Origin of the sequence: Vibrio nitrifigilis, from assembly GCF_015686695.1 — a bacterium.
Lineage (GTDB): Bacteria > Pseudomonadota > Gammaproteobacteria > Enterobacterales > Vibrionaceae > Vibrio > Vibrio nitrifigilis.
Genome location: NZ_JADPMR010000001.1, coordinates 1,125,333 through 1,139,463, shown reverse-complemented (window position 1 = coordinate 1,139,463; position 14,131 = coordinate 1,125,333). Strand labels below are relative to the sequence as shown.

Here is a 14,131-nt window from a genome sequence, read left to right as displayed (position 1 = left end):
GACTTACTTCTCCTTACCTGTTTTTTGTTGCTCTGCTTGCGGCACTGGCATCGCCTCTTCAGCCTCTGCAAGATCTTGTTTGAGGGATTCAAGATCCTCTTCAGCTTCATGGCCAGCAATCATACGATCCAACTGTCCAGTTAAAATCTGCCAAGCAATTTGAGCAAAACGCAAAGTCAGTAATGCCATACCAATTGGTAATGCCATATACGGGATAAAACGCGGCATTTTTTCATACATCTCGCCTTCGTTGAGCCACTCAGCAAGAAACTGCAACATCTCAGGCATCGGAACATCATCGGTTTCATACCATGCCCTCTCAGTTGCAAATGGATACCAATAGTTCCAAGCACCGATCAGCAGTAAGATAGAAAAAGCAAGGCAACTGGCGACAGCCAGCAAAGCAAGCAATTTACGCATTGGTGGTGGTGCAATGTTGATAACAACATCTACGCCAATATGAAAATGCTTTTTCACCCCATATGAGGCGCCAACAAGCACCATCCACGCGAACATAAATACGGTCAGTTCTAATGCCCAGAGAATGTTATCGTTAAACAGGTAACGCATGAGAACATTGATAAAGGTAAGTAAGGTCATCGCCCCGAGAAAAAAGGCAATCAAGGTCTCTTCGATTTTATCTGTAAAATCGCCGACTTTGTTGAAGAAAGACTTTTCCATAAGATACATCGCTCTATTAATCGTTGTTATCAATGGCCTTCCCTTAACGAAAGGCCACGAGCTCAGCAGGTTATTTCTGATTAGAATCTAACGCTGCATTGATAAGATCAGAGCCAATATTCTTTTCAAATTTCTTCCATACCGGTTTCAGCGCATCCACCCATTGTTGCCGTTGCTCTGGGGTCAATTCACGAACTACACCCCCCGCATCAATCACATATTGACGGTTCATTTTTTCCACTTTATTGGATTCAGCGTTACGTGTTGCAGTCACTTCCGCGATGATTTGTGCTAACTGATCACGAACATCATTCGGCAATTTGCTCCACCACTTACTAGACGTCACTACTAAGTAATCGAGAATGCCGTGATTGGTTTCGGTAACGCCATCTTGAACTTCAAAAAATTTCTTACCGTAGATGTTCGACCAGGTGTTTTCTTGACCATCAATCACTTTCGTTTGCAATCCTCCATACACTTCAGCAAACGACATTTTTTGAGGATTAGCACCAAGCTGTTCAAACTGAGCAACAAGAACATCAGAAGCTTGTACACGGAATTTCAATCCCTTAGCATCACTAGGTACAATAAGTGGTTTATTGGCCGACATTTGTTTCATACCGTTATGCCAGAAAGCAAGCCCTTGAATACCACGACGCTTCATCGCGTTCTTCAGTTTTTCTCCAGACTCAGAGTTTTGAAAACGATCTACTGCGTCTACATCATCAAAAAGGAAAGGGAGATCGAAAATACGGAACTTTTTGGTGAATTTTTCAAACTTGGATAACGAAGGTGCTGCCATCTGCACGTCGCCATTGAGCATTGCTTCAAGCACTTTGTCATCATCATAAAGAGTGGAGTTAGGGAAAACCTGCATGCAAGCTTTACCATTCATTTCTTCATTAACGCGTTTTTCCAACAGCGAAGCAGCAATGCCTTTAGGATGCTTATCCGTGTTAGTCACATGGCTAAATTTGATAACGATTTCACCGGGATCACATTTAGCTAGCGCAGAAAAACTTGTAGCAGCAAGGATGGAGGCAGTCAGTAGGGTCATTGGTTTTAGCATTATTATTCTCCTTAATAGTGTTATCAGCCCAGCATTTAATGCAGGTTGACTACCTATTGAGGAGCAAATACCAAGCCAATATGAAACAATTTATTAACAATTATTTCATTTCAATAACTTAGAAAAAGATCTCTATTTTTTGTTCAAAAAATCATCACGTTGTAATTCACAGTTTTTTTCAAAATGGGTGGGAAATGACCCACGAAAATTACGCGTTTGTGTCATTTCCCGCCATTTTCTACCTATTAAGAGGAACAGCTGATCTCCAAATGCTTGCCCCATTCTGGAGGAAGTTTTGCCAAATCTTCATTATTCGGATGCTCATCAAACGGCTTGGCAAGCACGCTCATTAATTGCTCAATTTGGCTATAATCGCCCTGCTCTGCTTGCTCTATTGCTTGCTGAGCTAAATAGTTACGCAGTATGAATTTAGGATTCACTTGCCGCATTTTTTCACAACGCAGAAACGCGCTCACTGGTTCTCCCTTGACGCGTTCAGAATCACAACGCTCTTGATAAAGGGTCATCCACTGTTTGGCTTGATCACGGTTGAGCACAAGGTCAATGACAGGTTGTTCTCCATCCCGATCCAGGCAAGACAACTGACGAAGAAAACGGGTGTAATCCGTATGATTTGCGGTGAGCATAGTAAAGAGTTCATCAAACAGTTCGCTATCCCCTTTCTCACGAGTCCACAACCCTAATTTTGCGCGCATTAAACGGCTATATTCTTCATTAAGTTCCGTCTCAAATAGCCCTAACGTAGCTTCAAGATCATCGCGCTGAATAAGTGGTGATAACGCATGAGCCAAAGCGGATAAATTCCACAAAGCAATCCGTGGTTGACGATCAAACCGGTAGCGCTCCTGATAATCAGAATGGTTGCAGATAAAGGTCGGGTCATAATCATCTAAAAAACCATAAGGACCATAATCAAAGGTTTGGCCTAGGATGGACATGTTGTCAGTATTCATTACGCCATGAGCAAAACCAACGGCTTGCCAATGAGCAACCATATGAGCAGTTCGAGTCACAATCTCTTGGAACATAGCCACATAAGGCAACTCAGCGGTTTGACATTCCGGGTAATACCACTCAATAACCTTATCTGCGAGAAGTCTCAATTCAGCGATTTGATTGCTATAAAACAAATATTCAAAATGCCCAAAACGGATATGTGTATTCGCTAAACGTACCAGCATCGCTCCGGTTTCTACCGTTTCTCGATAAACGGGTGTATCGCTATCTATCATGGCTAATGCTCGGGTTGTTGGAATCCCTAAGCCAGCCATGGCTTCACTACACAAGTATTCACGGATTGTTGAGCGTAAAACTGCTCGGCCATCACCCATTCGAGAGTAAGGAGTCAATCCTGCGCCTTTAAGGTGGATATCAAACACTTCCCCTGCGAGCGTCGTCATCTCTGCTAGCAACAGTCCACGCCCATCACCAAGATCGGGATTGTAAACACCAAACTGATGACCGGTATATTTCATGGCGAGAGGATCAAAATGGCCTGGAATCTCTAACCCAGACAAAGTTTGGAGAAGCTCTTCATTTGGTGTGGTTGGCAAACCAAATTGCACAGCCAATTTACTATTCCACGCAACCCATTTGACGTTATCTAATGGTTGAGGCATGACTCGGGTATAAAACAGTGAAGGTAGCTGGCTAAAACGATGCGTTACGTTAACCGAATCCCAAATAGACATAATCACACTCTTCGTTAAGTGATTGACAACAGTTAGCCAAACGGTAGCAAATACTTGACTAAATAACTAGGTCTTTACATAAGAAGAGTCGTGCTTAATGTGCCATAGTTACAGCAGCAATTTATCACCCTGAGTGTTACTCAGGAGCAATTACACAAGGAAACTGTCATGCTATCGATGTTTGATATTTTTAAAATTGGTGTCGGCCCTTCCAGCTCTCATACCAACGGCCCAATGCTGGCAGCGGCACGATTTTCACAGCAACTTCCAACCAATATGAACGTCCATCAGATCACAGTGGATCTCTACGGATCCTTATCACTGACAGGAAAAGGACATCACACCGATCGCGCTATCATTGTGGGTCTACATGGGCAACAGCCTGATACCATGGATGGCGACTTAGCAAAGAACCAATGGCAACACGTTATCCAGCACCATAGGCTGACACTGCCCAACCAACACACCATCGCATTTAACCCTCAACAAGATATTATTTTTCACCCTACTCGGCTGTCCCATCATGAAAACGGCTTAACTATTACCGCCAGTGATGCAAAGAATCAACCTATTGCAAAACAGACTTATTATTCGATTGGCGGTGGCTTTATCGTCTCAGAGCAAGAACTGCTCTCTCCTACACCGATGCTCTCTAACCCAGTCCCCTATCCTTTCACCAGTGCGCATGAATTACTTAAATTGGCAGAGTTAAATGGTTTAAGCCTCAGTGGGTTGGTCCTACGTAACGAGTTAACCCTACGTGATATGGCTGAAATTGACCAAAAAGTGGATCTTATTTGGCAGGTGATGCAGCAATGTATGGAAAAAGGATTTAATCAAGAAGGCGTGCTTGAGGGAGGGCTTAGCGTGACTCGACGTGCTCCTGCACTACTAAAAAAACTTGAGGCCAATATCACAATCGAAAATGATCCAATGGCGATATTAGATTGGGTTAACCTATTTGCCTTTGCAGTCAGTGAAGAAAATGCCGCTGGCGGTCAGGTAGTCACCTCGCCAACCAATGGTGCTGCAGGAGTCATACCCGCTGTATTGATGTATTTCAACAAATTCGTCCACCAGCTCGACACCAAACAGATGCGCGATTTTCTTGCTGTTGCCGGAGCTATTGGCATGCTTTACAAAACCAATGCATCCATTTCCGGTGCGGAAGTAGGTTGCCAAGGTGAAATTGGCGTCTCTTCGTCAATGGCAGCCGCGGGACTCACGTCTTTGTGGGGAGGCAGTAATGAACAGATATGCATGGCTGCTGAGATAGCGATGGAGCACTCTTTAGGCATGACCTGTGATCCGATTGGCGGTCTAGTTCAAGTTCCCTGCATAGAGCGCAATGCTATGGGTGCGATGAAAGCGATTAATGCTTCTCGAATGGCATTAAAACGAACCAGCAAATGTTTGATCTCACTAGATAAGGTTATCGATACCATGTACCAAACCGGCAAAGATATGCATGAAAAATACCGTGAGACGTCACTCGGTGGTTTGGCATTGATTCACCTTGCACCACCGTGTGAATAGTGGTCACTTCGTCGCCAAATAGGCAAGCAGTTGATTATTATCGTCAATAAACAGTGAATCCTAGTAATTCCCCTTGAATTGATGAAACAAGATGTTCAATATGAAAACGGATTAGCAACAGAGGATTAGGATTTATGAGGAATCCAACACCACGTCTAACACTGCGTGTGATTGAGAAGAGTGATTATCCACAACTTGCCGAACTTATGGACTTAGTTTTTCCAGACGTGGGTGGCGCATGGCCAAGAATGACCATTATGGACTTAATTCATCAATTCCCTGATGGCCAAGTTTGTATTGAAGATAATGGACAAATTATAGGTGCAGCACTGACGATAAAAGTCGATTACAACCGGATGTCTCTACCTCATGTGTATACCGATATCGTTGATGAACATAATGTCATTCAACATAAACGCCATGGTGATGCACTATACGGTTTGGATGTGTTTGTTCACCCAGACTACCGTGGCTTACGTTTAGGCCGACGCCTTTATGAAGCTCGCAAAGAAATCTGCCGCAGCAATAACTTAAAAGCGATATTAGCTGGAGGAAGAATACCAAGATATAAAGATTATGCCGACGAGCTTAGTGTTTCAGAATACATTGAAAAGGTGAAACGAAAAGAAATCTACGACCATATCCTCTCCTTCCAACTCTCCAACGATTTTGATGTTAAACGTGTCATGCGACACTATCTCCCAGAAGATGACAGCTCCCGCGGTTATGCCACCCTACTTGAATGGGATAATATTTTTTACGAAGAAGACGTTGCATCGATTCACGATGTTGAAAAAACGTTAATTCGTATTGGTATCATTCAATGGCAAATGCGTGCTGTTGTTGGTGTTCAAGATCTCATGGAACAGGCTGAATTTTTTGTGCGCTCCCTTTCCGGATATAAAGCAGACTTTGCCCTCTTCCCTGAGTTTTTTAACGCACCTCTAATGGGATTGAAACACGATCAAAGCTCGGTTGAAGCGATTCGTTTTCTCGCCTCATTTAGTGAGCAAATTAAGCAGCGCTTTGCTGAACTTGCCGTGTCTTACAACATCAATATTATTGCCGGTAGTATGCCGGTAGAAGAAGATGGACGCTTATATAATATTTCGTACTTGCTCCATCGCGATGGTTCAGTCGATGAACAGCGTAAAATTCATATCACGCCACACGAGCAAAAAGATTGGGTTATTGATGGTGGTAACGAAGTCAAAGTGTTCGAAACCGATGCGGGTCGCGTTGGGATACTGATTTGTTATGACAGTGAATTCCCTGAACTCGGCCGGATGATGTCAGAAAAAGACGCCCAGATTCTATTCGTTCCATTTTGGACCGATACTAAAAATGGCTATCAGCGCGTTCGTTTGTGTGCTCAGGCCAGAGCAATAGAAAATGAATGTTATGTCGCAATTGGCGGCAGTGTTGGTAACTTACCTCGTGTAGACAATGTCGATATTCAATATGCACAGTCTGCGGTATTTTCACCTTCGGACATTTTCTTCCCTCACGATGCCACCATCACTGAGGCAAGCCCAAATACCGAAATGATTATTTTCGCGGATGTTGATTTAGACAAACTCAAAGAACTTAATACCGAAGGTTCGGTGACTAACTTGCGTCATCGCCGCTTAGATCTCTATGGTAATTTTACTAAACCGCAGCATACAGAAAAATAATCATTAGACTTTCCGTCGCACGCCAGCCTTGCGCATTATACCCAAATGACCTCAAGATGCAGGATTCAGAGCTTCATCAACGAGCCTAGGTCAAGCTCAATCACGGTAGGAATGGTCATTCCCTTTCAACGTGATTGGGCGCAGAAATAGGTTTGTTGATGAGCTCCCAAAGGGCGAGTTTTATTCGCTCCTAGGCTGTGTTACTGATTTTTAACGTAGAATGACTATGTCTTCAAATCAGTGCCTTGCCTAAGAGCGAATACATTCTCGCTGAAACAGCATCTTGAGGTTACTTGGGTATATTACAGCCTCTATACATTAAAATGAGGCTGTACTTCTCATATTTAGATGTTTAATCCTACTACCCACATTATTTTAGCTATCACTAATTATAAACAAGCCTGTTAAACCCCTATAGATAAAATAAAAAACAATCTATCTTTCAAACAATTAAATAACAGTATTATTTTTACATCTCATTAATGAGTGATTTAATCGTGTGCTCACCAGCCCCAATTTAATAAACACATCAATAAAACTGACTATACTTTTCCAACATCTAATAGAGTCAAATCAAGGGTAATATAGATATGATGTTTTGCCATTCACTAAAGCGCGGGGCTTTGTTTATTTCCATCATTGCATTGTTTATTGGTCACGCTCAAGCTCAAGAGGATACAGTACTCACGGTATCGGGAGATAACCAAGAGGTCAGTTATACCATGGAACAACTAGAGAACATGGCTCAGGATACTATTACAACTGAAACACCGTGGACCAAAGGAAACACTCAATTCACTGGTATTACACTGAAAAAATTGCTCGAACAATCAGGAATCGAAAACGAAAATATCAAAGTTGGGGCAATCAATAACTATTGGGCCAATATCCCCTATCAAGATATCCCGACTTACGACCCTATTTTGGCATTTAAAATGAATGGTAAAAGTATGAGTGTGCGCGACAAAGGACCATTATGGGTGATTTACCCTCTCTCACAGACTAACCAATTGACCAGCGAATTATTGCATAGTCGGATGGTTTGGCAGGTCAATCGTATCGAAGTGCTTCACTAACCAAACGTTAGGCTCCTATCTGATATGAACAAAAGTTTCCTCTGGTATGTGGTTGTCATCTTCGCACTGTTTGTGTTTACGATGATGACGTTATTTAAGTTTAATAACACCTATAACATGCTAACGAAAAACACTCAGCTTTCCGCTTGGTCACTGACTCAAATGGAGGTTGAGACGATAGAGCTAGACCATCAAATTGATGTGTATTTACTTGATCAAACAGCCTCTAAGAAACCACTTAATTTAAAATTTGACGTTTTGTGGAGTCGTTATAAAACCTTTCTGACCAGTGATGAAATGGCTGCAGTCAGGAATCAATATGATAGCAACGCAACGGTTCATCAAGCATTCGCTATCTTGAAAAAACATGAGAAAGCCGTTGTCGAAGGGGATCGCATTGGTATCGGAAAATTGAAAAACGATCTCGCTCAGATTCTACCCAAAATAAGAAATTTGATGATTGTGAACTTCACTGGCCAACAATCCATCGAGCACCGCCAGATCATTCAAGATACCCGCATTCAAATATATTGCGACATGGCTTTTATTTTTGTGGTGCTCACCTATCTCACTATTCGTCACTATAAATACAACACCTACCAGCAAAAAATGGCCTGGGATGACGCACTGACTGAGTTAAAGAACCGTAACTACCTATTTCAGCTGATCAAACGTTTTAAAAAATCTCAAACACCATCCACACTGGTCTTATTTGATATCAATGGATTTAAAGATCTTAATGACACCTTTGGCTACCCTTTTGGCGATCGAGTATTGAGAACAGTCTCTCAAGCTTTAGGTGAACTTTGCACAACCCCAAATATGTATTGCGCTCGCGTTGGAGGAGATGAATTTGCAATATTGATTGTGAAAAACCAAGTCAATACGAAAGCAATGATCAAAGAGCTAGAAATAGAACTGACCAAAGTGCTAATGACCATAGACCCAACAAAAAAAACATCGCTCTCGTTTGGCGTTGCGTCTTCTCACGCCATGGAAGATGCTTACCAATATGTTAAACGTTCGGCCAATTTATTTAATAACGCTGATTTAGCGTTGAACATTGCAAAACGCCAACCCACGTTACATCCTTCTATTGTTTTCTACAGTCAACGTATTGAGTTGGAACATCGCAAAAAACGCCAGCTCACTAGCGAGCTTGCTAAACTCATTGAAAATAAGCGCCAAGATGAACTGTATATGTGCTTCCAACCAATCATTGCACGTCATGCACCTAAATTAGGTTGTGAAGCGCTACTGCGCTGGAATCATCCAACCTACGGATTCATTGATCCACAGTATATTATTCAAATTGCAGAAGAAGCCGGCGTAGCGAAACGATTGGGCCACTGGATCATGCAACAAGTCTATTTGGCTCTGACTCAAGAATGGGCCGAGTTTAGTCACCGTATTGAAGTGTCAATTAACCTCTCAGACTCACTGTTTGATGAAGATCTTCCCCAAGTGTTATCCAAAATTTTCGCTTCAAAAGATAATTACCTTGAATCGATAGTACTAGAAATCACTGAAACAATGACCTTAGATGAGATGGAACGTAGCTCGGCCATTATCAGAAAACTTGAACAACTCAATATTAGAATGTCGCTCGATGACTTTGGGACAGGGTGGTCGTCACTGTATAACTTGAACCACTTGCACTTTACTAAACTGAAAATCGACAAATCCTTTGTCTGTGATATCAACTCAAAACAGAATCAGGAGTATTTTGTGTCGGCGATTGTCACTTTATCGCATCAATTGGGAATTAAGGTAGTAGCAGAGGGAATCGAGCAGTTAAGTCAGCTTAACAAACTGATGGAGTTAGGTGTCGATGAGTATCAGGGCTATTACTTCTCAAAACCGATAACAAAGCAGAAATTTGCTAAATTCTGTGTGCAGTACTTTGACGTCAACTCGGTATCTGAAATTCGCCATTTACATTGATCAATGACGTTCGAGAATCCATACCTACCTTAACCAATCATAATGCCAAGGAGCGCAGCACGCCTTGGCATTCTATACCCAAAGGGCGAGTTCTATTCGTTACATAGGTAGAACTATTTCGGTAGTTAATCCGCCATCATAACGCTGACACCTGTTGCTAGCGAGCGACGACGCAACCAAGTCATCACAGATTCAGGCCATTCAATCTCAGGCTGGCATACCCAACCACGTAGCAGAGAATAAATAACGGCTTCATCAATCAAAGTTGGTATGCCCTGTGACGGAAATAGCAATGACTCAACTCGTGCAATATGCTCAGAAACCTGCTCAGCAATCTCCTTAGAATCTGCAATTAAACGCTCGAAATTAAGCACATCGGTCTCTTTATTCTTTTGCCATGTTTCACGGCTACTTAAGGTCAGAAACTCCCCTAGACCAAGTGAAGACCAACGCGGATAGCCGACTTGTTGTAATAAAGGAAAGGCTTCTGTTTGCCAATTGGCGACGTCTTCGCTTAATGAAAGCTCAGGTGCTGCTGGAATACGTAAACTAAGAAAGTAATGAATAATATCCATACTCTCAGCCATCGCTTCACCATTTTCTTTTTGCAAAATTGGGACGGCTTTTTTTCCTACTAACCGAGTCGGTGTATCGACATCATCATAAGAAAGCACTTTTTCTTGAAAAGGGATTTGTAGTAACCCCGCGACATAGCGTACGCGTGCACAAAACGGACAATGTTCATAAATATAAAGCGTTAGCATAAAGATTCCATGATTGATTCTACTGGCGCTAGTATACACAAAACGATTAACAGCGGGTAAAAGAGCTATCGCGCTATTTTTATATTGCCAGCAATGATTGATCAGATTAATGTATAGCCGTCACCCCTGATCCCATCAGGGCTTCGTGACTTACTCACTTTCACTCTGATATGGATTTCTTGCATGAACACCGCAATATTGGGAATGTTTATTCCGACTTTTTTCTTCGTTTCAATTACCCCTGGTATGTGTATGACTCTCGCTCTCACGCTCGGCATGAGTATCGGTTATAAACGCACATTGTGGATGATGATTGGTGAAGTGATTGGGGTCGCTGTTGTTGCCATATCAGCAGTAGTAGGCATTGCTGCTGTCATGCTTAATTACCCATGGCTATTTACGGTATTTAAATGGGTTGGCGCAAGCTACTTAGCTTATCTTGGTATTCAAATGTGGTTATCAAAAGGCAAGCTGGCGATTAGCTTTGATGATCATGAACAGTTTGAAGGCAGTGACTGGGATTTGATTGTGCAAGGTTTTGTAACTGCCATTGCCAACCCTAAAGGTTGGGCATTTATGATCTCTTTATTGCCGCCTTTTATTGACCGCTCCATGAACTTAACGCCGCAGTTATCGTTTTTAGTCTCGATCATTATGCTATCCGAATTTATTTGTATGTCTCTTTATGCCACTGGGGGGAAAGGGTTACGTAAGGCTCTGGGCCAAGAAAAGAATATCCGCTTACTGAATCGCATTGCAGGAACCTTAATGATTGGTGTGGGTATTTGGCTATTTTGTAGTTAATTATGTCGACTTTCTTCCCAATGACCTCCGTTACAAAGAGATATAAAAAAGAGCTCCGCAGAGCTCTTTTTATTTATTTAACGTCTACCACTTAGTATGCGTAAGCTTCTGATTTAGCAACTTGAACAGCACTTTGTAGCGGTCCTGGTAACGGGTTAGAGTCTTTCGTTGTCATCGTGATCTCATCGTCTGCCGTCATTGTGGCGCGCAGTAAGATATTATCTGAACTGTCCCCAACTTGAATGCGATATTTACCCGCATCCACATCCCAGCTGTCGGTGCTTTGCGTATAATGTGCAAACGAACGCGCATTAAGAGGAATAGTCACGGACTTACTTGCCCCAGCTTCTAGGTATATTTTGCTAAAACCTTTTAGCTCATGTTTCGGGCGGCTGACCGTTGGGTTAATTGGCTTAATATACAGTTCTGGAACCGCATAACCAGCACGGCTACCTGAGTTAGTGACCGTAAAGGTGACATACATTGTATCATCATCCAACACCTTGCTACTGCTCAACGCAATATCAGAAAAACTGAATGTGGTGTAAGACAAACCAAAACCAAATGGATACAGTGGCTTATGGCTTGATTTATCGTAGCCACGATAGCCAAGGAATAAACCTTCCGAATAAGTCATGGTTGTTTTCGCATCATCACCAACATAATCATCAGGATCAGAGTAAGAATCATAACTAGGATTAAACTTAATTTTCTTATCCAGAGTGATAGGTAAACGACCTGAAGGGTTAACATCACCATATAAAATTTCAGCTAATGCTTGACCACCAAATTGACCACTGTACCAAGCGTGCAAGATTGCAGCAGCGTTGTTTGCCCATGGCATCATGTTCATGCCACCACCACTATGCATAACAACAATCGTGTTTGGATTGGCTTTGATCACTTTATTCAACATGACTTTTTGCTGATCAGGTAAATCAAAGTATGGGTCCAGTGTTTCGCCTTCATATTCATAGTTACGACCCACGACCGCAACCACGGCATCGTAATCAGATAGATTCGATGGTGGCGTTAACGAAGCCCAGCTAAATTGAAGCCCATTCATCCCACCAAGGTTAGATTGATAGTATTGCTCACGACTGTATTCAATGCGGAAAGAATATAAACGACCCGCTTTCAAAGCCGATGTTTTTACGGTGACTGGCACAGCGTTAGGTTCATCAGACGCACGTGGTTCGCCATCACTTTCCATCATCAGGTTACCATTCATGTACAATTTAAATGGACCATCACCACGGATTTTGAAGACATGCTTACCACTGATCGTTGGACGGAACTTACCGCGTACTATGGCCGAGAACGAACCTTGAGTTGGCTCGAAATCACTAATTTCTCGAACGCCATCTTCTGCATCAGTAGGAACGGTTGAGCAATCAATTTGTTGATCGTTATCCTCATCGTCATCAGTACATGGGTTAACCACCGTGTTGGTCATCGCATTCCAATCAAAGTTTACTCCAAGCTCTTTACGAGTTAAGACAGGGTCACCTTCAAAATCGGTATTGTCATAGTATTCAACCGTTACCCCAACAGCACACTCGTCATCATCGCTGGTACAACTCGGTTGTTCAAACAACGCAGTGCTTGGTGTGAGTGACATACTTTTAATGAAGGTGACGTTATCCGAATTGGTGTTCAGTTGTTGTAAACCGCTTAGTTCTGTTACGTAATCTGAATCCGGATCAGAATTTGCGGTACCAAATGGCGAACTCGGTGCTTTCTGCGCAGCGTTACCTATAACCGCAATGTTTGCTGATTTGCTAAGTGGCAAAATTTGACCACTGTTACCGGACTCATTTTTCAGTAGCACAATGCCTTCACGAGCGGCATCCAATGCTGCTTCCTGACCGTATTCCGGATAATCAAGCGTATGCGCTTCGTAAGTCGATTCATCAAAACCATACCGAACTAGCGCACGCAAATTACGTTTTACTTTGTCATCAATAACATCTTGAGTTAACGCACCACTCGCCACATAAGGCGACAATTTATCTTCAGTAAATTTGAGACCAGAAGGCATATCTAGATCAGTGCCCGCCCAAGCGCCCTCAAATGCATTTTGAATCGAGTTGAAATCTGAAAGAACGAAGCCTTGATAGCCCCACTCACCTTTCACAATATCGGTAATGATATGGTGATTTTCACATGCATATTCGCCATTTACCTTGTTAAAGCCACACATCAGTGATGCGATATCCGAATTTTTAACCAAGGATTCAAACGGAACTAAGTACATTTCACGCAGTGCACGCTCACCCACTTCAATATCAACATTGTGGCGGTTCGCTTCTTGCTCATTGGCAATCAGGTGTTTGGCGCCAGCTTGTACCCCTTGCACTTGAATACCGTTGGTAATTGCCGGTGCCATTACCGCACATAAAAATGGGTCTTCACCACAAATGGATTCAGCTGCGCGGCCATTAAACGGAGTGCGATAGAGGTTCACTACTGGAGATAACATTTGTTCACCACCAGCAGAGCGTGTTTCATACCCTAAAGCCATCCCCACTTGTTTGGCTCGGTTTATATCCCAAGTTGCAGCAAGTAGACTTTGAGAAGGATAGCTAGCACCGAAGATAGTGCTATCGACATACACACCCATTGATGAGTCATAAGCGACGGTGCCGTCAATACCGAAACGATCAAGAGATGGGATCATGTGACCATCGTCGACACGAATAAAACTGTACTTTTCAGATTGCGACATGTTGTCGAGAATCGAACTGACGCGCGCTTCAACTTGTGACCAAGTCTTACCGTTATAATCTGCGTGTGCCATCCCTGGTAACGCAAGCAACCCTAGAGAAATTAGGGATCCGTATTGTTTTAATCTCATTATTCATTCACC

At 42.6% G+C, this 14,131-nt stretch carries 10 protein-coding genes; 5 read left to right on the top strand and 5 right to left on the bottom strand.

The features are described from left to right. Positions 1-3: 3 nt before the first annotated feature. The 3 genes from I1A42_RS05140 to I1A42_RS05130 form a co-directional block, all read right to left on the bottom strand. Entirely contained in the window at positions 4-681 is a 678-nt protein-coding gene (locus I1A42_RS05140) for a TRAP transporter small permease (RefSeq protein ID WP_161154138.1), read from the bottom strand. Between the two features lie 70 nt (positions 682-751). After that, entirely contained in the window at positions 752-1,750 is a 999-nt protein-coding gene (locus I1A42_RS05135; protein WP_161154139.1) for a TRAP transporter substrate-binding protein, read from the bottom strand. 245 nt (positions 1,751-1,995) lie between these two features. Next, positions 1,996-3,462: a protein adenylyltransferase SelO gene (locus tag I1A42_RS05130; RefSeq protein WP_196122831.1), complete on the bottom strand. Its 1,467-nt coding sequence runs from the start codon at positions 3,460-3,462 to the stop codon at positions 1,996-1,998. Between the two features lie 168 nt (positions 3,463-3,630). On the opposite strand from I1A42_RS05130, the gene I1A42_RS05125 reads away from it, so the two are divergent. From I1A42_RS05125 to I1A42_RS05110, 4 genes are all read left to right on the top strand, one after another. Further along, complete coding sequence (locus tag I1A42_RS05125; RefSeq protein ID WP_196122830.1) at positions 3,631-4,998, top strand: L-serine ammonia-lyase; 1,368 nt, start codon at positions 3,631-3,633, stop codon at positions 4,996-4,998. 134 nt (positions 4,999-5,132) lie between these two features. Next, positions 5,133-6,674 carry a bifunctional GNAT family N-acetyltransferase/carbon-nitrogen hydrolase family protein gene (locus I1A42_RS05120; RefSeq protein WP_161154142.1) on the top strand — a complete coding sequence of 514 codons (1,542 nt, stop codon included), beginning with the start codon at positions 5,133-5,135 and terminating at the stop codon, positions 6,672-6,674. A 590-nt stretch (positions 6,675-7,264) separates the two neighbouring features. Beyond that, the gene (locus I1A42_RS05115; protein WP_161154143.1) at positions 7,265-7,750 is read left to right on the top strand and encodes a molybdopterin-dependent oxidoreductase; all 486 of its coding nucleotides are present in this window, start codon (positions 7,265-7,267) and stop codon (positions 7,748-7,750) included. Positions 7,751-7,774: 24 nt separating this feature from the next. Continuing rightward, positions 7,775-9,694, top strand: a complete 1,920-nt coding sequence (locus tag I1A42_RS05110; RefSeq protein WP_196122829.1) for a putative bifunctional diguanylate cyclase/phosphodiesterase — start codon at positions 7,775-7,777, stop codon at positions 9,692-9,694. A gap of 125 nt (positions 9,695-9,819) precedes the next feature. Here the strand turns inward: I1A42_RS05110 and grxB are convergent, their stop codons facing one another. After that, positions 9,820-10,458 (bottom strand): glutaredoxin 2, encoded by a 639-nt coding sequence (gene grxB, locus I1A42_RS05105; protein ID WP_196122828.1) that lies wholly within the window; start codon positions 10,456-10,458, stop codon positions 9,820-9,822. 183 nt (positions 10,459-10,641) lie between these two features. On the opposite strand from grxB, the gene I1A42_RS05100 reads away from it, so the two are divergent. Next, positions 10,642-11,262 carry a LysE family translocator gene (locus I1A42_RS05100; RefSeq protein WP_161154146.1) on the top strand — a complete coding sequence of 207 codons (621 nt, stop codon included), beginning with the start codon at positions 10,642-10,644 and terminating at the stop codon, positions 11,260-11,262. A 91-nt stretch (positions 11,263-11,353) separates the two neighbouring features. On the opposite strand, the gene I1A42_RS05095 is transcribed toward I1A42_RS05100, so the two are convergent. Then, a complete protein-coding gene (locus I1A42_RS05095) occupies positions 11,354-14,119 on the bottom strand; it encodes a beta-glucosidase (RefSeq protein ID WP_196122827.1) in 2,766 nt (921 codons plus the stop codon). Positions 14,120-14,131 lie beyond the last annotated feature (12 nt).

Bases quoted from the DNA above. Each gene is read 5' to 3' on its own strand.
- grxB (WP_196122828.1), bottom strand. From the start codon at position 10,458: ATGCTAACGCTTTATATTTATGAACATTGTCCGTTTTGTGCACGCGTA.
- I1A42_RS05120 (WP_161154142.1), top strand. From the start codon at position 5,133: ATGAGGAATCCAACACCACGTCTAACACTGCGTGTGATTGAGAAGAGT.
- I1A42_RS05140 (WP_161154138.1), bottom strand. From the start codon at position 681: ATGGAAAAGTCTTTCTTCAACAAAGTCGGCGATTTTACAGATAAAATC.
- I1A42_RS05100 (WP_161154146.1), top strand. From the start codon at position 10,642: ATGAACACCGCAATATTGGGAATGTTTATTCCGACTTTTTTCTTCGTT.
- I1A42_RS05095 (WP_196122827.1), bottom strand. From the start codon at position 14,119: ATGAGATTAAAACAATACGGATCCCTAATTTCTCTAGGGTTGCTTGCG.
- I1A42_RS05110 (WP_196122829.1), top strand. From the start codon at position 7,775: ATGAACAAAAGTTTCCTCTGGTATGTGGTTGTCATCTTCGCACTGTTT.
- I1A42_RS05130 (WP_196122831.1), bottom strand. From the start codon at position 3,462: ATGTCTATTTGGGATTCGGTTAACGTAACGCATCGTTTTAGCCAGCTA.
- I1A42_RS05125 (WP_196122830.1), top strand. From the start codon at position 3,631: ATGCTATCGATGTTTGATATTTTTAAAATTGGTGTCGGCCCTTCCAGC.
- I1A42_RS05115 (WP_161154143.1), top strand. From the start codon at position 7,265: ATGATGTTTTGCCATTCACTAAAGCGCGGGGCTTTGTTTATTTCCATC.
- I1A42_RS05135 (WP_161154139.1), bottom strand. From the start codon at position 1,750: ATGCTAAAACCAATGACCCTACTGACTGCCTCCATCCTTGCTGCTACA.